This window comes from Nocardia alni (assembly GCF_019038435.1).
GTDB lineage: Bacteria > Actinomycetota > Actinomycetes > Mycobacteriales > Mycobacteriaceae > Nocardia > Nocardia alni.
The window spans coordinates 1-23,590 of the sequence record NZ_JAGPOX010000029.1; the positions used below are offsets into that span (position 1 = coordinate 1).

Consider the following 23,590-nt stretch of genomic DNA (forward strand, 5'->3'; position numbering starts at 1 on the left):
GGGCGGGGGAGGTTGATTATGCGAATGTGAAGATGGTTTGTGGGGTGTTCGGGGACGATGCTTGTGCGGGGACGTTGGCGTTGATTGATGAGGCTGTTGCTCGGGCGGCGGGGCGGTTTACGACGGCGGCGTTGCGTAACCAGGTGTGGCGGTTGTGGTTGCGGGCTGCGCCACAGGAGGCGGGGGAGGCTCGGGCCAGGCGGGCGAAGGCGGATCGGTGTGCGTACGTTCGGCAGATGGCGCTGGGGGTGTCGTGGGTTTCGGCCTGTGTGAGTGATGTGGAGGGGGAGCAGGTTTCGGTGTTGTTGGCGGAGATTACTGGGACTGTGTGTGCGGGGGATCCGCGGTCGCGAGGGGAGCTGCGAGCGGATGGGTTTATGGCGTTGTTGCATGGTGAGGCTGCGCTTGTGTGTCGTTGTGGCCAGGACACATGCCCGAAGCGGGGGATTGTTGCTGGGGTGCGCCGGACTCCGTTGGTACAGGTCATGGTGGATGCGGAGACGCTGCTTGGTTTGGCTGAGAACCCGGGGACTCTGGGCGATGGCACGCCGATTGATCCTGAGCTTGCTCGGGTTCTTGCTGAGGATGCGACGTGGCAGGCGATCATCACTGAGACTCGTGAGACGGTGAAGCGTGGCGGTGGTTCGGAAATCATTGCTGTGCAGGCCGATACGGTTGGTGCGACCGGGGCTGTGTCGACGGCCGAAGATCCGATAGAACCGGATACCCAGGGTGCTGTCAGTGGCACCGCTGCCAACCTCCGCCGAGTGATCGTGGACGAGCATCTTGCTGCCGTCGTAGACGTAGTACGTACCGGTGGTGTCGAAGATGCAAGGCCTGGTGCGGTGGGCCGCCTCGAAACCGTCGTTGCCTCAACGCAACTCGTACCAGATACTGAAGAGGCGATCCTTGCCGCCGAAGCCGAGCCTGCTGCTCCCGTTGTCGAGGACGTCCACGGTCTCGGAGCTGGCACCGCTTCAGCACAGCTCAATTTCGACCCGCAGGAGTCAGCTCCTGCCCCCGCAACGGATGGGGTCGAGGCGCTTGCTCCTGCTGCGGGGGAGGTTTACTGTCTCGAGGCCGATGTCGCTTCCAGGCAGCTGATTTCCGATCCGCGGGAGTCAGCTCTCGTTGCTGTAGCGGAGGCGGTCGAGGTCGTAGCTCCTGCTGAGGGGAACGTCGATCGTGTTGAATCCGACGTCGCCTCGGGGCAACTCGAATCCGACCCAGGGGAACCAGTACCTGCGGGTGAGGCTCAGGATGGGTGTGTGCCCAACTTCCCACGCCCACCGGTGCCGATTGAGCGGCATCTGCTGGGGCGTGGGCGGAACCACAGCCGTGGCCGGGTGCGGGTTGCATGTTCGCGACCGAAGCCTGCGGAACCTCCGACTGGCACTGCCGATGTCATTGATGCGTGGACCGACGCGATCGAGCATGGCCGTGTCCCGCTGGAACAGTACGATTCGACCGGTCACGGCAGATATTCCGACCCGCCGCCGGGTGCACTCGTGTACAAGCCGCGTGCGGACGTGGCGGCGCTGGTGCGCGCGCAGCACCCGATGTGTGCGTTCCCGCAGTGCACTGTGCCGTCACGCCGGTGCGAGCTCGATCATGTGGTGGCGTTCGACCATCAGGTTCCGGTGCGCGGTGGGTGGACGATCCCAGCGAATCTACAACCCTTGTGCAAGGCGCATCACGATGTGAAGTCGCACCGGTACTGGACGTGCACCGCGCTACCCGGCGGTGTGCGACACTGGCGGCATCACAGCGGCCTGCAGCGGATCACCGCTCCCTGCAACGATTTTGCGGTGGCGCAACGCACGGAATCCACGCCGGTGTTGATCGCGACGCCGCCACAGTCGTATACAGATCCGCTGACCATGGATGAGGCACTGGACCTGCTTTACGAACAAACCTGGTGGGAACGCCACATGACCAGTGACGATCACCCGGGTAACGACCCCGACCTGATTCGCAGGTATCGCGAGCATCAGGCGATTGGCGCGCGACGCGCGGCCCTGCAACCTGCGCCGTTCTGATCGGCACTACCGGCTCGGGGCGCGGTGGCGTTTTGCCGAGGATCAGCCAGCTGAGCCGGTTGTCGGCAGGCCTGGAGCCGGGGGGTGAGAGCTGTCTACTACCGCACGCTGGAATTGTGCTGAGGAGATTCCACCGTCGTCCTCCGCACCGAAGTTCGACGGCTGGCTCGAGATCTCTGGTGGGCAGTACGCGTCGTTTATGCCGACGGATAGGGCGATCTGTTCGTGTGGTGCTATCCAGGTGTGCTCCGGAACCGTGATCGGTCCGACGATTGCCTGGCTGTAGGTGCAGGTTCCGATCCAGTCGATGCGATAGGTCTGGTTGGTGTTGTTGTGGCATTCGGGCCCGGGGCCGCACTGGACGCCGGGTGCGAGGTTCCCCGGCGCGGGACTGGCGGCGGCAGCCGGTGCGAGCAGCCCGATGGCCGCGAGGCTTACCGCTGCGATGCTGGCGATACCGGCTGTTTGCTGATTCATTTCGCATCGACTCCGAACTCTCGAGAGTGCCACTTCTGCTTGCCAATGATGCTGTCTCTCAGTGGTAATCAGCTGACGCACACCTGGGAGAAGGGGGTGAGTTCGACAGAGAGTATGGCGCAACCGGCTGCGATCTTCGCCTCACTCCGCGGCGCGGTTGGCCGGCGCGCGTCGGCGCAGAGCTGGGGTCACCAGGGCCGCGGGTGGGAAGTCCTGGTCGAGGACGCCGATGTCGGTGCCCGGCGGGACGATCTCGTCGATGCGGTCGAGGATGTCGTCGGTGAGGGCGACGTCGACGCCGTTCAACAGGCCGTCGAGGTGGTCCATGGTGCGGGCGCCGAGCAGGGCGCTGGTGACGCCGGGGTGGGCGATGGTGAATGCCATCGCTAGGTGAGGCATGGGCAGGCCCGCTTCGGCGGCCAAGGGGATGAGTTTTTCGACCACCTCGATCCGGCGGTCGTCGTTCAGGTGCTTGACCATGCCGGCTCGGCGGAGGCTGTTGTCCTGGTTTTTGCGGACGCGGCCGGTGAGCAGGCCTTGGCCGAGTGGGCCCCAGACCAGGGTGGCCATGCCGAAACGTTGTGTGGTGGGGAGGATCTCGCGTTCTATGCCGCGGTTGAGGATGGAGTAGACCGGCTGTTCGGTGTGGAAAGGGGTCAGGCTGCGTTGCTTGGCGATCCACTGGGCCTCGACGATGTCCGAGGCTGGGGTGTGGGAGGCGCCGATTGCGCGGACCTTGCCGGTGCGGATCAGGTCTGTCAGGGCGGAGAGGGTTTCCTCGATGTCGGTGTGGGGATCGGGGACGTGGAGTTGGTATAGGTCGATGTAGTCGGTTCGTAGGCGGCGCAGCGAGTTTTCTACTGCGGTGATGATCCAGCGGCGGGAGGCGCCTTGGTGGTTGAGTCCGCCGGTTGGGCGGCCGAACTTGGTGGCGAGCACGACCTCGTCTCGTCGGCCCTCCAGGGCCTTGCCTACGACCTCCTCGGAGTCGCCGTAGGCATCGGCGGTGTCGATCATGTTGATGCCGGCGTCCAGCGCCTTGTGGATGATGCGGGCCGAGTCCTCGGGGGTGTTGCCCATGGTGGTGGCGAACATCAGGGCGCCCAGGGCGTAGGGGCTCACCTGGATGCCGGTTCGGCCGAGCGTGCGGTACTTCATGGATTGTCCTTCTGCCGAGATGTCGTAGGCTGAGGTAAGCGGAAAGGGTTTCCGTTACTATACGGAAAAGTTTTCCGTTTATGCAAGAGGGGTGATGCGGTGCATCCGGATAGGCCACGAGCAGACGCCTCGCCCGATTCTGCGGGCGGTGAGAAGCCTGCCCCGCGCCGCCGCCGTGCCGACGCGCGCCGCAATATCGACGCGTTGATCGAGGCCGCGGGAACCGTCTTCGCCACCTCCGGCGTGGACGCACCGGCGAAGGAGATCACCGATCTGGCCGGGGTGGGAGTCGGCACGCTGTACCGGAACTTCCCGCAGCGTGCTGATCTGGTCAAGGCGGTCGTGGAAAGCGGGATCGACGCCGTCGCCGAGGCCGGTCCGGCGCTGAGTGCCGCGCACGAACCGGCCCAGGCGCTCGCCGAGTGGATCCGCCGGTTCACCGAGCTACTCGGGACCAAGCGGGGACTCGCCTCGGCGCTGCATTCGGGTGACCCGGCCTTCGCGGGGCTGCCGGGCTACTTTCTGCAACGGCTCGGTCCCGCCCTCGCGGCGCTGCTGGATGCCGCGGTGGCCGACGGCACGGTTCGCGACGATCTCGGCGCCGAGGACCTCATGCACGCCATTACCCAGCTCTCCCAGCCCATCCCGGGGCGAGGGCCCGAGCACAACCGGCGCATCGTCGCCGTGTTTGTCGACGGCCTGCGCCGATCCAGGTAGTCCCGCGCGCGAAGATATGCCCGTGGATGAACGTGAACTCCTGGAGCAGTACGTCCTGGCGGCCAAGTTGACGCAGCTCTCGACCGTTTGCCCGGACGGCACGCCGACGGTGTGCACCGTTTGGTACGTACCGGCGTTCCGGCCCGATCGCCTGCGCTTCGTCTCCCGGACGGATCGGCTGCATTCGGAGAATATTCTGCGGAATCCGGCGGTCGCGGGGGCCATTATCGACAACCCGCCGGACGAGATGGGGCTGACCGCGCGGGCGGTATCGTTCACGGGGCGGGCGAAGGTGTTGCCGGGCAATGGCATCGATGGCCAGGTTCGCGAGTTCATTGCGCGCTGGCCCGCTGCGGCCCGGGGGTTGAATGCGATGCCGGATGGTGCGTCGAGGATGTACGAGATCAGTGTTGCGCAGTGGGTGCTGTACGACGAAGAGAACTTTCGGACGAGTCCGCGGCGGGAAATCGCTGGGATCATCGAAGGATGATTACTGTCGATGACGTGCGCGGGGTGACGGTCGCGCTGCCGCGCTCGTACGAGGTGATCGTGCACGACCGCATCAAGTTTCGGGTGGGGCGGATCGTGTATGTCGCCTTTTCCCGGGACGAGACTGTCATGGGGTTCGCGTTTCCGAAACAGGAGCGGGAGGCGCTGATCGCCGGCGAGCCGGAGATATTCCGGATGCCGCGGCTTTCGGATCAGCGCTACAACTGGGTCGACTGTTCGATGGATGCTATCGATGAGCGGCGAATGTGTGAGCTGGTCATCGATGCCTGGCGAATGGTGGTGCCGAAGTTCCTGCACGACCATCCCAGCACTCTGCACCAGGTGTGACACCGTGGCGCACGGCGTTGGGTGGCGAGGCGCCTATAACTCGAGTCCACCGCGATACTCTCCGAGATTTCGGCAAACTCGCCGACACTGTTCTTTCCTGAATTCTCGCGGACAGGACCCGCTTGAAAGACCAGCATCAGCTCTGGTTTCCGCTATGGCTCATCGTCCCGGGCAGGGAACGAACACCTATGCGCCGCCCGGTGCCGCAGTCGCTGGGCGTTCGCTCATGCTGGGCAGCTCGTAGTATCGCTGCGTGCCTTCTGTTCCCTCATTCCGTAAACCAGCATCCAGCCAATCGCTTACCAAAGCTCCCGTCGACAGCGCGATCGTCGACTGCGCCGTCTATGTGGATGGCAAGCGATTGCCTGGGGAGTTCACTCATTCTGCCGCGTTGGCGGAGGTACAGAGCAGGGGAGAGGGGTTTGTGTGGGTCGGGCTGCGGGAGCCCAGTGAGAAGGTGATGGAGGAGGTCGCGGGGACGTTCGGGTTGCATCCATTGGCGGTCGAGGATGCGGTGCGTGCGCAGCAGCGGCCCAAACTGGAGCAGTATGACGATGTGCTCGTGACGGTGATGCGGACCGTGACGCATCTCGAGCACGATATGCACAAGGTCAGCGAGATCGTGCAGACCGGGGAGATCATGGTGTTCACCGCAGATCAGTTCGTGGTGTCGGTGCGGCATGGTGAGCATTCGGGGTTGTCGGGGGTGCGGCGCCAGTTGGAGGGGAATCCGGATCAGCTTCGGCTGGGCTCCGCGGCGGTGCTGCATGCCATCGTCGACTATGTGGTCGACTGCTATGTCGAGACCGCGGGGGCGCTCGAGGCGGATGTGGATGCCATGGAGGAGGAGGTCTTCACTCCGGGGACGCGGCTTGCCATCGAGCCGATCTATCAGCTCAAGCGTGAGGTCGTCGAGATGCGCAGGGCGGTGATTCCGCTCGCGGTTCCGTTGCAGGGGCTGGCCTCGTCGAATTTGGGGTTGCCCAAGGAAGTTCGGCGGTACATGCGAGATGTCGCCGACCATCACACGGCGGTTGTCGAGCAGGTCAACGAGTTTAACGAATCGCTCAGCGCGTTGATCGCCGTGGCCTTGGCACAGGTTGGCGTGCAGCAGAATACGGATATGCGCAAGATCTCGGCGTGGGCGGCGGTGGCGGCCGTGCCGACGATGATCGCGGGGATCTACGGGATGAACTTCACTCACATGCCCGAATTGCGGTTCGTGTGGGGGTATCCGGTGGTGATTGTGGTGATGTTGGTCATCTGCGCCGGACTGCTGGTCGTCTTCCACCGCAGCGACTGGCTGTGACGTGTGGATTCCCGGCCCGATAAAGGCAGCGGGCCGTTAGCATTGCGGCATGGCACTGTACCTGTTCGCCGGGATTCCGGTCAGTGATTTCGGCGTGGCGGTGGGTTGGTACGAGCGGTTGCTCGGGGCGACGCCGTCGTCGCGGCCGCACGAGACCGAGGCCGTCTGGGAGCTCGCCGAGAACCGGCTGCTGTACATCGTGCAGAAGCCCGAGCACGCCGGGCATTCGATCAACACGCTGATCGTGGACGATCTGGACGATCGGGTGGCGCAGATCAAGGAACGCGGGCTCGAGCCGGTCGCGCAGGAGACCTACGAGAACGGGGTGCGCAAGACCACGTACCTGGACCCGGACGGGAACGAGATCGGGTTCGGCGCTGTGCCCGCCTGAGCTCACTCCTCCTCCGGCTCCCCGCCGAAGTCCATCTGCTGCTTGTACGCTTCGGCCAGAACATCATTCGCCAGGTCCTGATTGTGCGTCTTGGCGTACCGCGACACTCCCCGGCGCATCATGCGGATGTTGAGTCCGTAGGCCAGATCGAAGAAGTCGTGGCCGCCGGTGACCGAGTCGACGTTGATGTCCTCCTCGATCAAATCGTAGAGGCCGAAGACCCATGACCAGACCCGCTGGTTGCGATAGGTGCCGGGCAGGGCGTGGAACAGGTCGTGGTCGATGGACAGGTCGGCATCCGTCATGCCCTGGGGGATATCGACGTTCATGCGGATCGTGGTGTACCAGGTGCCGTCGTCGAGTTTGTTCTCCGAGACGAACAGGGTCTCCAGGGCGCCGCAGCGCAGGGTCATCAGGCGCCGGCCGTACTTGGAGCGGGTGGGCAGCGCGGAGATATTCCACAGGTAGCGTTGGGTATTCACCGGGTCGGGGATGGTTTCGTTGATGTACAGGGCGATTGCGGCGCGCAGGGCGGGATAGTCGTTGTGGCGGTGTAACTCCCAATAGCGCAGGCGGTCCTCCGCGATGGTGCCGGTGTCGACGGTGGTGCGGTCGCCGCGATCCCAGGGCAGTACGATCTCGCGGGCGTGTTCGATCGAGACCGCGTCGTCCTCGTCGCCGGGTAGGAGGACCCACTGTTTGTTGCGCAGCTCCCTGGTCTGCTCCAGCAGCTCGATCAGGCGGTCCTCGGCGCGGTCCAGGTCATCGGCGGGCCAGGGGGCGAAGTCGATGGTCTCGATGTCGTTCCACATCCGGGCGTGCGCGGTGAATCGGGCGGCCACATTGAGCGACTGACCCACATACGCCTCCCCACCGGTGAAGTGCAATACGTATAGTCCGCACAGCGTCGCCTCGGCGGCCAGGATCGGCGTGATGGTGCCCAGGCCCGCTACCGTGTAGCACGTGAATCGGTACTCGGGCTCGGGTGCATCGTTCGCCATGGCACATCGATATCAGAGTTGCCTGGCCGCGCGGTAGTTTTGCGCGGTGATCGGAGGGTGATGAAGGCCATCTCGCGCGATGTGCGGTGGGTATATGAGATCGTGGTCGGCGAATGATTCGGTACGGAAAAGACAGGTCCCTGGGTGCCGGGGCCGGTGAGGTCGGTGGGCGAGATGCATGCCTCTTTCGAGGAAACTGATTACACTCCAGAGGTTTTCGCCCGACCGTGGCTCGCCGCAGGTGCGCTGTTCATGCGCGGGGAATCGGTATTCCTGGTGCACAAGACCTACGGTGACGGGTGGGATATCCCCGGGGGGTTCGTCGACCAGAGCGAGGCGCCGGCCGCCGCGTGCCGGCGTGAGATCGCCGAGGAGCTGGGCATTCAGCGCCCACCGGAGCGTCTGCTGGTCTGCGACTGGTCTCCGCACGACGGGACCGACCGGCTGCTGTTCGTCTTCGACTGCGGTGAACTGGGCGACGAGAGTGCCGTCGTGCTGCAGGACAGCGAGCTGGACCGGTGGGAATGGGTCCCCATCGGCACGGTGGAGGACTATGTGACGCCACGGTTGGCTATCCGCCTGCAGCAGGCGTACGCGGCGCTGCGCGAGGGCCGCATCGGCTATCTGGAACGAGGCATACCGCCCATAACGGACTGATCGGCCGCGGGTGGCGAGCGACGAAATCGGGGTGAGCAATCGCCCCGCAAGCCATCCACTGCCGCCGCTGTGACGAATCCCACCCATGACGCAGGAGCTGATTGTCGCCGTCACGGCAGCCCTTATCGCTGTGGTCGTGCTCTTCGTGGGCGATCATCTGCGTCCGAATACCTGGCGTCACACCAGTGACGAGTCCTCGGGCACGCTGGTTCTGGATCTGATCAAGACGTTCTTCACCGCCGTGGTCGCCTTCGTGGTGGTGGTCTGCTGGCAGCAGTTCCAGAACGCGCACAACCACACCGTCGCCGAGGCCAAGGGTCTGGTCGACACCTACTGGGCCGCGCATTCGATGCCGGGGCCCGAGCATCAGCGCATCGAGGGTTTGGTGCGCGACTACACGAATCAGGTCGTCAGCCAGGAATGGCCGATGATGAACCATCAGGGGCACATGAGCCAGGCCGCGCAGAGCACCCTGAATACCCTGCGCGATGCGGTGACTGCCGTGCACTCCACCGATCCGGCTGTCACCGACCAGCGTTCGCGCGCCCTGGCGAGCTTGGACAGGGTGGAGCAGGCGCGTCAGGACCGTGCGCTGGATCTGGGGCACACCGTGCCGACATTCCTGTATGTCGCATTGTTGTTCGGCACCGTGCTCATTCTGCTGAACCCTGTGCTGTCGGGGGTTCGGGTGAGCTGGCGCAGCATGCTGATGACCGCACTGCTGGGCGTCGTGATCGGGTCGGCGCTGTTGCAGATCTACAACCTGGATCGGCCGTTCCGCGGTTCGATCGTCGTGCCGACCGATGCCTTCGACTACGCGCTGTCGAGCTATCAGCAGATCAGTTGAGTCCGTCACCAGCGACGAATGAGGTTTGCGCACAATGGCGTCCGGGATTGTGGCGGTGCGAATGCGTGCAGCGGCGGAAGGATCGAGGGCCGCGAGCACGACAGCCGCGGTGCAGGAATCGACGATTCGGACCTGGGCCGCGGTGACGTCGAGTCCGACCGGTACGAAACAGGGGCTGCGACAGAGGTCCACGGATGTCGGCAGGGATCCGGCAGTCGCACGGCGGGGGCTGACGGCCGCGGCCAGGGGGCTGGCCGTGATCGCCGCTCTGGTCCCGCCGCTCACTCTGGGCTGCGACCGGGCGGTAGCAGATCCCATTGTGCCGCCGCCGAGTTCGATCTCCTCTGGTAGCGCCTCCATGACCAATGGCGGATCCGGGTCGGCCGCACCCGCGTCCAGCAGCGCGCTGAGCCTGGGACCCGCCGCGTCCGCCCCGGAGTTGTCGCAGATCTCCGTGCTGCCGGCCGCTGCGCCGGTCGCCACCGCCGTACCCCGGCCTGCGCCGAAGGCCGTCGGTCCCGCATCCGCCGACTCGGGCACGACGCTCGGTCACATGCTCGGACTCCAAACCGGAAGTGTCGCAACCGCGTGCGCCGGAAGCGCCGTCGCTGGTTCCGCTGGGATTGTGCTCGGTCTGCTGACCGGCAGCGGATTGGTCGGCCCGGGCACGGTCGGCGTCGGTTCGAGCGGATCCTCGCTCGGCAGCGTCGCCGTGGGCAGCGCCCTGACCGGCAGCGCGGTGCTGACCTGCCTGTTGTTACTGCCCGGGATCCCGCCGCCCGCACCGGAACTCCCACTTCGAATCCCCCTGTTCGCGCCGCCCGGGCCGAGATCCCCGATCCCGGCCCGCGCGCCCGCCCGGCCGCCGGCGCCTCGGATTCCGCCCGTACCAGCGCGAATCATCCCGCAGTCCGAACCCATCGCCGAACCCGAGCCGCCCGCGTCACCGGTCGCCTGGAACGTGCTGGAACTGATTACGGTACTGGTGGTTTCGGTCATCGCGAGCTTCCGCGCCCGCTCATCCGGCGGGGGCACGCGGGCACGCCTCTAGCCGGGGTTGGTTACCATCGGTGCAATCCGTCGCAAGCGGTCGGCGGCTGCAGGTCGGTGGTACGGGAGCGCATGAAGCAGGTCCTCTTCGCGGCGATGATCGCGCTCGTCGTCTCGATCACGGTGACGCCCTTGCTGATCAGCTGGTTCGCCCGCGCCGACATCCGTCAGCGAATCCGTGAGAATCCGACGGGCCGCCCGCCCAAACCCGCCACGCCGAGTATGGGCGGTATCGCGATCCTGATCGCGCTGTGGGCCGGATATCTCGGCGCGCATCTGATCGGGGCGTCCGACCGACCGTCCGGAATCACCGCGTCGGGCCTGCTCGTCCTGGGACTTGCGACGGCATTGGGATTCGTCGGATTCCTCGACGATCTGCTCGAACAGCGCGGGCGGCGCTCCTCGGCGCTGACCCGGATCGGCAAAGCGCTCGGGCAGATCGCCGCGGCGGTGGTATTCGGGGTGCTGGCGCTGCGCTTCCCCGACAACAACGGGCTGACCCCGGCCAGCCGTCACGTGTCCTATGTCCGCGATATCAATACCGTGTCGTTCGGTGTGGTCGCCTTTCTCACCGCGGTCTGCGTCGTCGTGCTCGCGTGGTCGAACGCGGTGAAGGTCACCGACGGCCTGGACGGGCTCGCGGCGGGGTCGATGACCTTCGCGCTGGCCGCGTACGTGGTCGTCACCGTCTGGCAATACGCGAATTCCTGTGCGGTGCGTCCGGGGCTGGGCTGTTACGACGTGCGCGATCCGCTCGATCTGGCGGTGGTGTGCGCGTCGGGCGGTGCGGCCTGTATGGGTTTTCTGTGGTGGAATTCCTCGCCCGCCCGGATCACCATGGGCGACACCGGCGCGGTGGGGCTGGGCGGCATGCTGGCCGGGCTGTCGATCACGACCCGGACCGAATTGTTGTCGGTCGTGGTGGGGGCGCTGTATGTCGCCGAGATCGGCTCGGTGGCGTTGCAGATCGTGGTCTTTCGCACCACGCGCAACCGGCTGTTCAAGATGGCGCCCTTCCACCATCATTTCGAGCTCAGCAAGTGGGCCGAGACCGCGGTGGTCGTCCGCTTCTGGGTGCTGAGCGGAATCGCCGCGGCCTTCGGGCTCGCGCTGTTCTACGGGGAGTACATGATGATGGTGCGGTGAGTCGTCATCGGCGCACCTCGCTGACCGTCACCGGGCGGTTCTGCCGCAGCGACAGCTCGCACGCCTCGGCGATGTAGAAGGCCTCCAGCGCATCGGCGGGGCCACAGGGGTTTTCGGTCGCGCCGGCGGCCACGGCGGTGAACACCGCGAGTTCCTCGGTGTAGGCGCGGCGGAAGCGGTCCATGAAACCGGGATACGCCGGGAACGGCGAGGGCGGGTAATCCGGCTCGACCGAGCGCAGCGGGGCGCGATCGTCCAGGCCCACAATGGCGTTGGCGCGTGAGCCCAGCACCTCGAGGCGCACGTCGTAGCCCGCGCCGTTGTATCGGCCGAGCGAGACCGTCGCCAATGTGCCGTCGTCCAGGGTCAGCAGGACCGCCGCGGTGTCGACGTCTCCGGCGTCGCGGAAGAACTGCTCACCCCGGTTCGCGCCGCGTACGAACACCTCCGCGACCTCGCGGCCGGAGACCCAGCGGATGATGTCGAAATCGTGCACGCCGCAGTCCCGGAACAGCCCGCCCGAGCGCGGAATATATTCCGCCGGTGGGGGAGCCGGATCCAGGGTGGTGGCGCGCAGGGTGTGCAGCCAGCCCAGCTCGCCCGAGGCGACCGCCGCGCGCGCCGCGCGATATCCGGCGTCGAAGCGGCGCTGGAAGCCGATCTGCACTGGGACAGCGGAGTTCTCGACGTGCCGGATCACTGCGAGCGTGCCGTCGATATCCGCGGCCACCGGCTTCTCGCAGAACACCGGAATGCCGAGATCGACCGCGCGGGTGATGAGTTCGGGATGGGAGTCGGTGGGCGTGGTGATCACGACGCCGGACAGATCGGCGCCCAGCAGCGCGTCGACATCGGGGGCGTACTCCACACCGAGCTTGGTGGCGGTGCCGCGCGCGCGTTCGGTGTCGACGTCGGTGACGACGACCGCGTCCACACCGGGCAGCGTGCGCAGCGTCTCGGCGTGTGCGGCGCCGATGCGTCCGGTGCCGGCCAGACCAAGCCTGACTGTCATGCGAACTCCTTTGTCGTAGAGGTCAATCGGTGGGAGGCGCGGTGGTCGACCGGATCACGAGCGAAGGTGGCACCCGCCGCCGGACCGGCTCGGCGCGCTCGCCGCGCAGGCGCTCGGTGAGCGCCTCGACGACCAGCCTGCCGATCTCGGCCCGCGGCTGGTCGACGGTGGTCAGCGCCACCTGCCGCAGCGCCGCGAGTGAGGAGTTGTCGTAGCCGACGACCGAAACATCCTGTGGCACACGCAGCCCCGCCTCGTGCAGGGCCGACATCGCGCCGACCGCGTTGAAGTCGTTGCCGCACACCAGCGCGGTCGGAAAATGGGCGGGGGAGAAGACCGTCAGCAGGCTGCGCACCGCCGCGAGGCCCGCCTCGTCGGTGTGCTCGCTGGCGATGACCATGGGCTCGAGGCCGTTTCGCCGCATCGCACTGATGTAACCGCGCCGCCGGGCCGCGGCGGTGGGCGCCGCGCCGCCGTCGAAATGCACGATGCGCCGATGACCCAGTGCCACCAGATGATCCACGGCCAGCGCGGTTCCGGTCTCGCCGTCGTCGTTGACGGTGTCGACCGCCGCCACGCTCGAGGCGCGCGAGACCAGCACGACCGGGCACTGCGCGGCCGCGTCCCGGATCGCCGCGGCCGCCAGCACCGGTGACAGCAGGATGATGCCGCCCGGCCGGAACGCCAGCAGGCTGCTCAGGGCGGTGCGCTCGCGGGCGGCGCTGCGGTGGCCGGTGTTGAGGATCAGCTCCAGCCCGGACTGCTGAGCCGCGGTGTCCATGGCCTCGACCACGTCGGCGAAGAAGGCGTTGTGCAGGTCGGAGACCATCACACCGACGATGTTGGAGGTGCGGCTGGCCAGCGAGCGGGCCATCGCGTGCGGCCGGTAGCCGAGTTCCTTGGCCGCGGCCAGGACCGCGCGGCGGCGATGGTCGCTGACCTTCGGCGAATCACGCATCACGAGCGAGACCAGGGCGCGGGAGACGCCGGCGCGGGCGGCAACGTCTTCCATCGTCGGTCGCGGCATGAGCCGAAGGTACCGCGTGGGAGCGCGCTAATCAATAGAGCGCTCTAATGCTCTGTATGAGCACGGACGCTGGGCCGCGACTGTCCGGAAAACGCATGTATACCGAGGTGAAGACGGCGAATATGCGATACATTCGGCACTTGACAGCGACGTGGCGCAGGTTACATTGTTAGAGCGCTCCAATGGCGGGGCGCCCGTACTACAGGCCGGAGTAGTCCGATGACCGAACCGACGCATCCGCTGCGGATCGCCGCGGCGCCTATTTCCTGGGGAGTCTGCGAGGTGCCCGGCTGGGGGCATGTGCTCGGCGCGCCGACCGTCCTGCAGCAGATGTCCGCACTCGGCCTGGCGGCCACCGAATTCGGTCCGCCCGGATATCTGCCGAGCGAGCCCGAGCGGCTGCGGGAGTTGCTGAGCCCGTACGGGATTACCGCGATCGGCGGGTTCCTGGCGCTGGTGCTGCACGAGCGGCCACAGGACGCGTGCGCCACGGCTCGTGCGAACGCCGAGAAGTTCGCCGCCGCCGGGGCCGAGGTCCTGGTACTCGCGGCCGCTACCGGCGCCGAAGGCTACGACAGCCGTCCCGTGCTGGACGAGCGGCAGTGGCGCACCCTCGTCGAGACCGCCGCCGCGGTCCGCGATATCGCTGCCGAGGCCGGTCTGCGGACCGTATTGCACCCGCATGTCGGCACGCTGGTGGAGACCGAAGCCGAGGTCGAGCGCCTGCTCGCGGACTCGGATCTGGATCTGTGCCTGGACACGGGACACCTGCTGATCGGCGGCACCGATCCGGTGGGGCTGGCGCGGCGGTATCCCGAACGCATCGGGCATATCCATCTCAAGGACGTGCGCGCGGATTTGGCGGACCGGATTCGCAGTGGCGCGATGGAGTACAGCGTCGCGGTGCGCGAAGGGCTGTTCGTACCGCTCGGCGACGGGGACATCGACATCGAGGCGCTGGTGCGGTATGTGCACGAGGCGGGATATCGCGGCTGGTACGTCCTGGAACAGGACACCGCGCTGGCGCCCAGCGATACCGCGGCAGGTCCCAGCCGCGATGCCGAACGCAGTCTGCGCCGACTCGAACACATCGGCGCCGCAATGGTTTCCGCGGGAATCACGGGGCTCCCGCAGGCATCGCCATCAATGACAGCGTCGGCAGCGAGCGTGATTACGCATGCCCGCTCATTCCCGAAGTAGTAGGAGAAGTAATGACAACGAAGTCTGTGGCGGCTCGCACCACCGGATCGCGCTGGCGGCGCGTACTGCCGTGGTTCGCCGCGGCCGCGGTTCTGGCCGCCTGTAGCGGACCGGCGGCGGAGAACTCCTCGCCCACGACCCAGGCGCCCGGTGCGACAGGGACGTTGAAGTCCGTCGCGGTGGTCACCCACGGCAGTGCGGGCGACGCGTTCTGGAACGTCGTCAAGAACGGCGCGGACGCGGCGGGTAAACAGCTCGGCGTCAAGGTCGACTATCAGTCCTCCGGTGATCCGACCCAGCAGTCCAAGCTCATCGACAATGCCGTGGCCCAGGGCGTGGGCGGCCTCGTGGTCTCGATGGCCAATCCGGACGCGCTCAGGCCGTCGATCCAGAAGGCCGTGGCCGCGGGCATTCCCGTGGTGACGATCAACTCCGGCGAGGAGCAGAGTGTCAGCGTCGGCGCGATCGGCCATGTGGGGCAGAGCGAGGAGTCGGCCGGTGAGGGCGCTGGTAAGCGCCTTGCCGCGGCTGGAAAGCACAAGCTGCTCTGCGTGATTCACGAGGCGGGCAATATCGGCGACAACCAGCGCTGCCAGGGTGCGACGGCCGGCTTCGGCGGCAACGCGACGACTCTGCAGGTCGATATCAACAATCCGACCGACGCCCAGTCCCGGATCAAAGGCGCGCTCGAGGCCGACAAGTCGATCGACGCCGTGCTGACGCTGAATTCACAGGTCGCCGCGCGGGCGGTCGACGCGATCTCGGAATCGGGCTCATCGGCGGTGGTCGCGACCTTCGATCTGAACAGTGACGTGGTGAACGCGATCAAGGCGGGCAAACTGCTGTTCGCCGTGGACCAGCAGCAGTACCTGCAGGGATATCTGCCGATCGTGATGCTGCAGGTCTACGTCGCCAACCGCAACACTGTCGGCGGCGGCGCTCCCGTGCAGACCGGTCCGGCCTTCGTGGACAAGGACAACATCGGCACCATCGCGACCCTGGTGTCGCAGGGTACGCGCTGAGAGGTAATGAGTTGAGTATCGCCGCAACGCCCTCGCAGTCCGAAACACCTTCCGGGCCGGACGAATCCGGCTCCGCGGCCGGTCCAACGCTGTGGCAGCGCGCGGTCGTGCGGCCCGAGATCGGCGCGCTGCTCGGTGCGCTGCTGGTCTTCGTGTTCTTCTCGGTCATCACCGACAAGTTCCTGAGCCCGCTGGGCGTCGCGAACTGGCTGGACGACGCCTCGACGATGGGCATCATGGCGGTCGCGGTGTCGCTGTTGATGATCGGCGGCGAGTTCGACCTGTCCGCCGGTGTGATGACAGCGTCCACCGCCCTGGTCACCGCACTGCTGGCGGTGCACGCGGGCTGGAATGTGTGGTGGGCGTTGCTGGCGTCGCTCGTCTTCGCGCTGGCCGTCGGCGCGTTCAACGGCTGGGTCGTGATGCGCACGGGGCTACCGAGTTTCATCGTCACGCTCGGTACTTTCCTCGCGCTGCAAGGCCTGAACCTGGGCGTCACGCGGCTGGTCACCGACACCGTGGAGGTCTCCGGTATTCGTGGTGCGTCCGGATACGCCTCGGCCGGTGCGGTTTTCGCCTCGACGATCAACCTGGGCAGCACCCGCATCCAGGGCTCGGTGGTGTGGTGGATCGTGCTGACCGTGATCGGGTCGATCATTCTGGTGCGCACGAGATTCGGCAACTGGACCTTCGCGGTGGGCGGTGCGCTGGACAATGCGCGGGCGGTCGGCGTGCCCGCGGTGCGGACCAAGATCCTGCTGTTCATGGGTACCGGATTCACCGGCTGGGTGGTCGGATCCTGCAACATCCTGCGGTTCGGCAGCGTCCAAGCCAATCAGGGCGTGGGGCTGGAGTTGCAGTTCATCATCGCGGCGGTGGTCGGCGGATGCCTGCTGACCGGTGGATTCGGGTCGGTGATCGGTGCGTCGATCGGCGCGCTGATCTTCGGCATGGCCCGCCAGGGCATCGTCTTCGCGCGGTGGGACGACGACTGGTTCATGCTGTTCCTCGGCGTGCTGCTGCTGGCGGCGGTGCTGGTGAACAACCAATTCTCCAAGCGCGCGGAGAGGATTCGACGGTGAGTCTCATCGAAACCATCGGCATCGGCAAGAGTTACGGCGGCGTGGTCGCGCTGGAAGACGTGTCGATGGTGGTGAACGCCGGCGAGGTCACCTGTGTGCTGGGTGACAACGGCGCCGGGAAATCGACGCTGATCAAGATTCTGGCCGGTGTGCATCAGTACGACAAGGGTGAGCTGCGGGTCGAGGACGAGACGGTCCGGTTCGCCTCTCCGCGTGAGTCGTTGGACCGCGGGATCGCCACGGTGTATCAAGATCTGGCGGTGGTGCCGCTGATGAGCGTCTGGCGCAACTTCGTGCTCGGCTCCGAACCCACCGTGGGATTCGGGCCGCTGCGTCTGCTGGATCGCGGCACGAGCCGGGAGATCACCCGTAAGGCCTTGGCCGACATGGGAATCGAGTTGCGTAACCTGGAGCAGCCGGTGGGCACGCTGTCCGGCGGACAGCGTCAGTGCGTGGCGATCGCGCGGGCGGTGCACTACGGCGCGAAGGTGCTGATCCTGGACGAACCGACCGCGGCGCTGGGTGTGAAACAGGCCGGGGTGGTGCTGCGGTACGTGGCCCAGGCCCGCGACCGGGGCCTCGGCGTGGTGCTCATCACCCACAACCCGCACCACGCCTACCCGGTCGGCGATCGGTTCCTGCTGCTCAAACGCGGTGCGACGCTCGGATCGTACGAGAAGTCCGAGATCGACATTCCGGAGCTGACCCGGCAGATGGCCGGTGGTGCGGAACTGGATGTGCTGCAACACGAATTGGACCGAGTGACGGAGCGGGCGAATTGACGGCCGGGGTGGGAATGCTGCGTGGCCAGCAGGGCGCCTGCGCATTCCGGATGAGTGCGCCTGACCGGGCCGATGCCGAAAGCAGCGGGAGAGCGTCAACATGCAGGCCCGCGCGTACGCCTCATGGATACCACGTGAGCACGGGCGGAGCGGAACGGACTACATCAGGGGCACAGGATGAATCGTGAGCTGGAGGCTCTCACTATTGGGCGTGTCGGTGTTGATCTGTACCCGCAGCAAAGCGGCGTGCCACTAGCGCAGGTGGGCACATTCGCGAAATCGTTGGGCGGCACCGCGACCAACGTCGCTGTCGCGGCGGCGCGGTTGGGGCGGAGTACTGCCGTGCTGACCAAGGTCGGTCCGGACGGGTTCGGTGACTATGTGCGAACGGCGTTGACGCAGTTCGATGTGTCCCCGCGTTACGTGTTCACCGCGCCGGATCTGCTGACGCCCGTGGTGTTCTGCGAGCTGAACCCGCCCGCCGATCCGCCGCTGCTGTTCTATCGCGCCCCGATCGCACCGGACCTGACCCTCACCGAAGACGAGATCCCGTGGGACGTCGTCGAATCGGTACCGCTGCTGTGGGTGACCGGCACTGGAGTCAGCGCCGAACCCGGTCGCAGTACCCAGCGCCGAGTGCTCGAACACCGTGACCGCCGCGGGCATACCGTGCTCGACCTGGACTATCGGCCGATGTTCTGGCCCGACGAACAGACCGCGCGGCGTGAGATCGGCTGGATGATCGACCACGTGAATGTGGTGGTGGGCAACCGAACCGAGGTGCGCGTGGCCGTGGGCGCCGATGATCCGGACGAGGCCGCCGACCGGCTGCTGGCCCGCGGCGTGGGGTTGGCCGTGATCAAATGCGGCGCCGATGGAGTGCTGGTGGCCGATCGTGCGGGCGGCCGATGGACGGTGCCGCCGTGCCGGGTCGAGGTGGTGTGCGGGCTGGGCGCGGGGGACGGTTTCGGCGGTGCACTGGTGCACGGGCTGTTGTCGGGATGGGATCCCGCACGCCTGGCCGCTTACGCCAATGCCGCCGGGGCGCTGGTCGCTTCGCGCCTGGCCTGTGCCGACGCCATGCCGACGTCGAGCGAGATCGAGGAGCTGCTGTGCCGATGAGATCCCACCTGACCGACGAGCGCTGGCGCGGCCTGTTGCGGGTGCGCGGCACCGATCCGGGCGCGGTCGCCCGCGCGTACGGTCAGCGGCGCCGGCGCGCGCGGCTGCTGTCCGCGGACGACACCCTGTTCCTGGTGGCCGCGGACCACCCGGCCCGCGGCGCGCTGGGGGTCGGCGCGGATCGCACCGCGATGGCGGATCGGCGGGAGTTGCTCGAGCGTCTGCTGATCGCGCTGGACAACCCGGCGGTGGACGGCGTGCTGGGATCCCCGGACGTGGTGGAGGAATTGCTGCTGCTGGACGCGCTGCACGACAAGGTCGTCATCGGCTCGATGAACCGCGGCGGGCTGGCCGGCGCGGACTGGGAGATCGAGGACCGGTTCACCGGATACGACGCGCGCTCGCTGGTGGATTTCGGCCTGGACGGCGGAAAAATGCTGCTGCGGCTAGTGGATTCGGATCCCCGGACGATCCCGACCTTGCAGGCGTGCGCCCGCGCGGTCTCCGAACTGGCCGCGCACGGCCTGATGGCGATGGTCGAGCCGCTGCCGTATCACCGCGACGACTCCGGATCGCTGGTGATGCACCGGGATTCGGCCTCGTTGCAGCGGGCGATCACGGTGGCTTCCGGGCTCGGTGTCACTTCGGCGTACACCTGGTTGAAAATTCCTGCGCCGCAGGATGTCTCGGTGCTGGACGCGACGACGCTGCCGGTGCTGCTGCTGGGCGGCGCGCCGTCCGGCGACTCGGCCGCGGATCTGGCGGCGTGGGGCGGGGCCCTGCGTAACGACGTCGTGCGTGGATTGGTGGTGGGCCGCAGTCTGCTGTATCCGCCGGACGGCGATGTCGCCGGCGCGGTCGACGCAGCGGCGCGAATTCTGAAGGAGGCACGATGAGTTCGCTGCATCTGCCCGCAGGCTCGCTGGGCAGCGGGGAGGACCCCATCCTGCTGACCGCGCAGCGAGCCGGATGGACCTATACCGGTCTGCGGGTCGTGCGCCTGATCGCGAACCGGCCGCGGATCGTGCAGACGGGGGAGTACGAGGCGTTCGTACTGCCGCTGTCCGGGTCGTGCAGCGTGCGGGTGGACGGCGAGAGGTTCGAATTGTCCGGCCGCGATTCGGTGTTCACCCGGATCACCGACTTCGCCTATGTGCCGCGCGATGCCGAGGTGGAGCTGAGTGCCGAACGGGACGCCGAGATCGCGCTGCCGATGGCCCGCTGCGAGCGGCGGTTGACCCCGAAATACGGAGCCGCGCAGGATGTGCCGGTCGAAATCCGCGGCGCCGGACAGGCCAGCCGCCAGGTCGCCAACTTCGGTGTGCCCGGAATATGGGAGCACGCCGACAAACTCAACGCCTGCGAGCTGATCACCCCGGCCGGCAACTGGTCCTCCTATCCGCCGCACAAGCACGACGAGGCGAGCGACTGCGAGGTGGTGAACGAGGAGATCTACTACTTCCGCATCGCCGGGCGGGACGAGATCACGCCCTCGCGCGAGGGATTCGGGATGCACCGCACCTATACCGCAGACGGGGAGCTGGACGAGAACGTCGCGGTGCGCGACGGGGATGTCTTCCTGGTGCCGCGCGGATTTCACGGTCCCTGTGTCGCCGCGCCCGGCTATCCGATGTACTACCTGAACGTCCTGGCCGGTCCCGCTCCCGACCGGTCCATGGCCTTCTGTGACGATCCCGCGCACGGGTGGGTGCGCCAGGAGTGGGACACGATGCCGACGGATCCGCGGTGTCCGGTGACCGACCATCGGGGGAGAGTGCGATGAGACTGACCACCGCGCAGGCGTTGGTCGCGTGGCTGACAGCCCAGCGCTCACGGACTCTGGACGGGCGCGAAGTGCCGTTGTTCCCCGCGGTTTTCGCGATCTTCGGGCACGGCAACGTCTTGGGCCTTGGTACGGCGCTGGCCGAGCGCAGCGCGGAACTGCCCGTCTGGCGCGGCCACACCGAACAGGGGATGGCCCTGGCCGCCGTGGGGCTGGCCAAGGCCGCTCAGCGGCGGCAGGTCGGGGTGGCCACCTCCTCGATCGGTCCGGGCGCACTGAACCTAATGACCGCCGCCGGGGTCGCTCACGCCAATCGCCTGCCGCTGCTGCTGCTTCCGGGGGACACCTTCGTCGGTCGCGCACCGGATCCGGTGCTGCAACAGGTCGAGCACTTCGGCGATCCGACCGTGACGGTCAACGACGCGTTCCGTCCGGTGAGCCGCTATTTCGACCGGATCACCCGGCCCGAACAGCTGATCGGGACGTTGCCGCAGGTCGCGCGGGTGCTCACCGATCCCGCCGACAGCGGCCCGGTGGTCGTGGCGCTGCCGCAGGACGTCCAGGCCGAGACCTACGACTTTCCGGACGCGCTGTTCGAACCGGTCGTGCACGAGCCCCCACGTCCGCGTCCGGATCGGGCGGCGCTGTCCCGGGCCGCGCACGCGCTGCGCTCGGCGCGGCGGCCGCTGTTGATCCTGGGCGGTGGCGTCCGCTATTCCGGCGCGGGGCCGCGCGCGGTGGAAATGGCGCAGCGACACGGCATCCCGATCACCGAGACCACCGCCGGGCGCACCCTGGTCCCGCACGACCATCCGTTGTATGCGGGCCCGCTGGGCATCACCGGCTCGGCCTCGGCCAATACCCTGGCCGCCGAGGCGGATGTGGTGCTGGCGGTGGGAACACGTCTGCAGGACTTCACGACCGCGTCGTGGACGGTGTTCGCGCCGGACGTGCGGATCGTCTCGATCAACGCCGCGCGCTTCGACGCGGTCAAACACGGCGCCGTGGCCGTGGTCGCGGATGCCGATGCGGCACTGGAGGATCTGGCGCCCGAACTCGGTGTGTGGAAGGCCGCGCCCGAATGGACCGCCCGAGCGGCGGTGGTGCGCGGTGAGTGGGATGCGCACATCGACAAGCTGCGCACACCGACGGTGGGTACACCGACCTACGCCCAGATCGTCGGTGCGGTCAACGCTCTCAGCGATCCGGGCGACTACGTGATGACCTCGTCCGGCGGTATGCCCGGTGAACTCGTCGGCGGCTGGCGGGCCGCCGGTGGCGCGCCGAGCATGGACGTCGAATACGGATTCTCCTGTATGGGTTACGAACTCGCGGGCGCGTGGGGCGCCGCGATGGCGCACGACGGTGGTCTGGTGACCACCATGCTGGGCGACGGCTCGTACCTCATGCTGAACTCCGAGCTGTTCTCGGCGGCCTTCGCCGGACACCCGCTGGTCGCCGTCGTCTGCGACAACGACGGCTACGCGGTCATCGCCCGGCTGCAAGAGGGACAGGGCGGCAGCGCCTTCAACAACCTGTACCGCGACTGCCGCACCACCCATACCGACCCGCCCCGGGTGGATTTCGCCGCGCACGCCCAGGCCCTGGGCTGCGCGGCGTTCACAGCCGCCGGGCTGGACGAATTCCGTGACGCCTACGCGCGGGCCAGAGTCGCCGCTGTCGAGCTATCGCGCCCGGCGGTGGTCGTCGTGCGCACCGAACCCGCAGCGTGGACCGAGTCGGGCGCCTGGTGGGAGGTCGGTGTGCCGGAGCACCTGTCCGGCCGCGCCGCCTACGACGCCGCCAAGACAGGTCAGCTGCGCCACCTGAACGGGTGAGTTCTCGAGATTTACCTGGACCGGTGAGTCATCTGGAACTATCGTCTGCCTGGCTGACCGGTGAGAAGGGCGGGCGCATGGGACAAGGCACGGTCAAGTGGTTCGACACGAAGAAGGGCTTCGGGTTCATCAGCCAGGACAATGGCGGACCCGACGTATTCGTCGACTACACCGAGCTCGAGGGCGCCGGATTCCGGACCCTGGCCGAGGGGCAGCGGGTGGTGTTCGAAATCCGCCACACCAAGACCGGACCCGAGGCGAAGGATGTTCGGGTGCTGACTAGCTGATCGAGGTGGGACGGGACGAATGTGGTACGGCACACAGTGATGCTGCCATGTCGGCAGAGTCACCTTTCCGCAATTATGGCTAACGGTCGTTTCTGAGTGCCCGATACGCGTGTTGAATCCGGTTCAACCGGACGGCAACAACGAAAGGCAATTCAAATGATCCCCGTTATCATCGACACCGGTTTCGCTGCCCTGCACGGACTGCTCGGCACCGGGAGTGCGGCGTTCCATGGCCTGGCGAACACGCTGTGGACCGGTTCTTTCGGGGGCTGAACTGCGTAGATGGTCGGATGAAACGACCTGGGCCGGTCCTGGACATTACGGTCCGGGGCCAGTCTGTTTCTATTCGCACGAATAATGATCGAGCGGCTTGGAAAGTCGGCTGACCAGGTCTTTAACGTGAGGTATACATGATATCTCGGTGTGATTACGGGCCTTCGGAAGCGGATGTAATGCGATCACTCCGCATACCGTCCGCAAACCATCGCTGGGTGCAATGAAGGTGGCGCGGTCGGTGTTGGGCATGGCATGGTAGAGGATCGAGACCGGGTTGAGCGGACGTTTGCCACCCTGGCTCGTCTACAGAAGGTATGAAATGGCGCAAGGCGTAGTGAAGTGGTTCAACAGCGAGAAGGGCTTCGGTTTCATCGCTCAGGAAAACGGTGGGCCGGACGTGTTCGTGCACTACTCGGCTGTGAGCGGATCGGGCTTCCGGTCTCTCGATGAGGGACAGCGCGTTGAGTTCGAGATCGGTCAAGGCCAGAAGGGCCCGCAGGCCCAGGGCGTGCGGCTGATCTGAGTCTCGC

Annotated in this window: 25 protein-coding genes; 20 read left to right on the forward strand and 5 right to left on the reverse strand. The window is 66.7% G+C overall.

Going from position 1 to position 23,590, the window contains the following annotated elements; all coding sequences use genetic code 11:
• Window positions 1-485: 485 nt before the first annotated feature.
• Window positions 486-2,039 (forward strand): HNH endonuclease, encoded by a 1,554-nt coding sequence (locus JZ791_RS13645; protein ID WP_368858327.1) that lies wholly within the window; start codon window positions 486-488, stop codon window positions 2,037-2,039.
• A gap of 42 nt (window positions 2,040-2,081) precedes the next feature.
• On the opposite strand, the gene JZ791_RS13650 is transcribed toward JZ791_RS13645, so the two are convergent.
• Together JZ791_RS13650 and JZ791_RS13655 are read right to left on the reverse strand one after the other, a co-directional pair.
• A complete protein-coding gene (locus JZ791_RS13650) occupies window positions 2,082-2,516 on the reverse strand; it encodes a hypothetical protein (RefSeq protein WP_216894745.1) in 435 nt (144 codons plus the stop codon).
• Window positions 2,517-2,657: 141 nt separating this feature from the next.
• Window positions 2,658-3,674 carry an aldo/keto reductase gene (locus JZ791_RS13655; RefSeq protein ID WP_216894747.1) on the reverse strand — a complete coding sequence of 339 codons (1,017 nt, stop codon included), beginning with the start codon at window positions 3,672-3,674 and terminating at the stop codon, window positions 2,658-2,660.
• A 99-nt stretch (window positions 3,675-3,773) separates the two neighbouring features.
• On the opposite strand from JZ791_RS13655, the gene JZ791_RS13660 reads away from it, so the two are divergent.
• The 5 genes from JZ791_RS13660 (at window position 3,774) to JZ791_RS13680 (ending at window position 6,928) form a co-directional block, all read left to right on the forward strand.
• Entirely contained in the window at window positions 3,774-4,391 is a 618-nt protein-coding gene (locus tag JZ791_RS13660; RefSeq protein WP_216894749.1) for a TetR/AcrR family transcriptional regulator, read from the forward strand.
• Window positions 4,392-4,413: 22 nt separating this feature from the next.
• Entirely contained in the window at window positions 4,414-4,881 is a 468-nt protein-coding gene (locus tag JZ791_RS13665; protein ID WP_216894751.1) for a pyridoxamine 5'-phosphate oxidase family protein, read from the forward strand.
• On the forward strand, window positions 4,878-5,228 hold the full coding sequence (locus tag JZ791_RS13670; RefSeq protein ID WP_216894753.1) for an MmcQ/YjbR family DNA-binding protein: 351 nt from the start codon (window positions 4,878-4,880) through the stop codon (window positions 5,226-5,228). The genes JZ791_RS13665 and JZ791_RS13670 overlap by 4 nt, the downstream gene beginning before the upstream one ends.
• A 253-nt stretch (window positions 5,229-5,481) precedes the next feature.
• Window positions 5,482-6,537: a magnesium and cobalt transport protein CorA gene (locus tag JZ791_RS13675; RefSeq protein WP_216894754.1), complete on the forward strand. Its 1,056-nt coding sequence runs from the start codon at window positions 5,482-5,484 to the stop codon at window positions 6,535-6,537.
• 49 nt (window positions 6,538-6,586) lie between these two features.
• Window positions 6,587-6,928 carry a VOC family protein gene (locus JZ791_RS13680; protein ID WP_254205679.1) on the forward strand — a complete coding sequence of 114 codons (342 nt, stop codon included), beginning with the start codon at window positions 6,587-6,589 and terminating at the stop codon, window positions 6,926-6,928.
• 2 nt (window positions 6,929-6,930) lie between these two features.
• On the opposite strand, the gene JZ791_RS13685 is transcribed toward JZ791_RS13680, so the two are convergent.
• Window positions 6,931-7,929 carry a GIY-YIG nuclease family protein gene (locus JZ791_RS13685; protein ID WP_216894756.1) on the reverse strand — a complete coding sequence of 333 codons (999 nt, stop codon included), beginning with the start codon at window positions 7,927-7,929 and terminating at the stop codon, window positions 6,931-6,933.
• A gap of 174 nt (window positions 7,930-8,103) precedes the next feature.
• Between JZ791_RS13685 and JZ791_RS13690 the strand changes: the two genes are divergently transcribed.
• The 4 genes from JZ791_RS13690 (at window position 8,104) to mraY (ending at window position 11,629) form a co-directional block, all read left to right on the forward strand.
• Complete coding sequence (locus JZ791_RS13690) at window positions 8,104-8,586, forward strand: NUDIX domain-containing protein (RefSeq protein ID WP_256461875.1); 483 nt, start codon at window positions 8,104-8,106, stop codon at window positions 8,584-8,586.
• Window positions 8,587-8,671: 85 nt separating this feature from the next.
• Window positions 8,672-9,433 (forward strand): bestrophin-like domain, encoded by a 762-nt coding sequence (locus JZ791_RS13695; protein WP_216894760.1) that lies wholly within the window; start codon window positions 8,672-8,674, stop codon window positions 9,431-9,433.
• 109 nt (window positions 9,434-9,542) lie between these two features.
• Entirely contained in the window at window positions 9,543-10,484 is a 942-nt protein-coding gene (locus tag JZ791_RS13700) for a hypothetical protein (protein ID WP_216894762.1), read from the forward strand.
• Window positions 10,485-10,555: 71 nt separating this feature from the next.
• Window positions 10,556-11,629, forward strand: a complete 1,074-nt coding sequence (mraY, locus tag JZ791_RS13705; RefSeq protein ID WP_216894764.1) for a phospho-N-acetylmuramoyl-pentapeptide-transferase — start codon at window positions 10,556-10,558, stop codon at window positions 11,627-11,629.
• Between the two features lie 4 nt (window positions 11,630-11,633).
• Here the strand turns inward: mraY and JZ791_RS13710 are convergent, their stop codons facing one another.
• Both JZ791_RS13710 and JZ791_RS13715 read right to left on the reverse strand, forming a co-directional pair.
• Window positions 11,634-12,641 carry a Gfo/Idh/MocA family protein gene (locus JZ791_RS13710; protein WP_216894766.1) on the reverse strand — a complete coding sequence of 336 codons (1,008 nt, stop codon included), beginning with the start codon at window positions 12,639-12,641 and terminating at the stop codon, window positions 11,634-11,636.
• Between the two features lie 22 nt (window positions 12,642-12,663).
• Window positions 12,664-13,668: a LacI family DNA-binding transcriptional regulator gene (locus JZ791_RS13715; protein WP_216894768.1), complete on the reverse strand. Its 1,005-nt coding sequence runs from the start codon at window positions 13,666-13,668 to the stop codon at window positions 12,664-12,666.
• A gap of 219 nt (window positions 13,669-13,887) precedes the next feature.
• Between JZ791_RS13715 and JZ791_RS13720 the strand changes: the two genes are divergently transcribed.
• The 10 genes from JZ791_RS13720 to JZ791_RS13765 all read left to right on the forward strand — a co-directional run bounded on the left by JZ791_RS13720 (window position 13,888) and on the right by JZ791_RS13765 (window position 23,583).
• Window positions 13,888-14,868, forward strand: coding sequence for a TIM barrel protein (locus tag JZ791_RS13720; protein ID WP_216894770.1), 981 nt, complete (start codon window positions 13,888-13,890; stop codon window positions 14,866-14,868).
• An 11-nt stretch (window positions 14,869-14,879) separates the two neighbouring features.
• Window positions 14,880-15,890: a sugar ABC transporter substrate-binding protein gene (locus tag JZ791_RS13725; RefSeq protein ID WP_216894772.1), complete on the forward strand. Its 1,011-nt coding sequence runs from the start codon at window positions 14,880-14,882 to the stop codon at window positions 15,888-15,890.
• Between the two features lie 11 nt (window positions 15,891-15,901).
• Window positions 15,902-16,972, forward strand: a complete 1,071-nt coding sequence (locus JZ791_RS13730; RefSeq protein ID WP_254205680.1) for an ABC transporter permease — start codon at window positions 15,902-15,904, stop codon at window positions 16,970-16,972.
• Window positions 16,969-17,754: an ATP-binding cassette domain-containing protein gene (locus JZ791_RS13735; RefSeq protein WP_308162914.1), complete on the forward strand. Its 786-nt coding sequence runs from the start codon at window positions 16,969-16,971 to the stop codon at window positions 17,752-17,754. The genes JZ791_RS13730 and JZ791_RS13735 overlap by 4 nt, the downstream gene beginning before the upstream one ends.
• 177 nt (window positions 17,755-17,931) lie before the next feature.
• Window positions 17,932-18,876 carry a 5-dehydro-2-deoxygluconokinase gene (gene iolC / locus JZ791_RS13740; RefSeq protein ID WP_216894774.1) on the forward strand — a complete coding sequence of 315 codons (945 nt, stop codon included), beginning with the start codon at window positions 17,932-17,934 and terminating at the stop codon, window positions 18,874-18,876.
• A complete protein-coding gene (locus tag JZ791_RS13745; RefSeq protein ID WP_216894865.1) occupies window positions 18,873-19,772 on the forward strand; it encodes a Cgl0159 family (beta/alpha)8-fold protein in 900 nt (299 codons plus the stop codon). Before iolC ends, JZ791_RS13745 begins: the two co-directional genes overlap by 4 nt.
• Window positions 19,769-20,659: a 5-deoxy-glucuronate isomerase gene (iolB, locus tag JZ791_RS13750; RefSeq protein WP_216894776.1), complete on the forward strand. Its 891-nt coding sequence runs from the start codon at window positions 19,769-19,771 to the stop codon at window positions 20,657-20,659. The genes JZ791_RS13745 and iolB overlap by 4 nt, the downstream gene beginning before the upstream one ends.
• Window positions 20,656-22,497, forward strand: a complete 1,842-nt coding sequence (gene iolD / locus JZ791_RS13755) for a 3D-(3,5/4)-trihydroxycyclohexane-1,2-dione acylhydrolase (decyclizing) (protein WP_216894778.1) — start codon at window positions 20,656-20,658, stop codon at window positions 22,495-22,497. Before iolB ends, iolD begins: the two co-directional genes overlap by 4 nt.
• Window positions 22,498-22,574: 77 nt before the next feature.
• On the forward strand, window positions 22,575-22,784 hold the full coding sequence (locus tag JZ791_RS13760; RefSeq protein WP_216894867.1) for a cold-shock protein: 210 nt from the start codon (window positions 22,575-22,577) through the stop codon (window positions 22,782-22,784).
• Window positions 22,785-23,379: 595 nt separating this feature from the next.
• Window positions 23,380-23,583, forward strand: a complete 204-nt coding sequence (locus tag JZ791_RS13765; protein WP_216894779.1) for a cold-shock protein — start codon at window positions 23,380-23,382, stop codon at window positions 23,581-23,583.
• The last annotated feature ends 7 nt before the right edge of the window (window positions 23,584-23,590 follow it).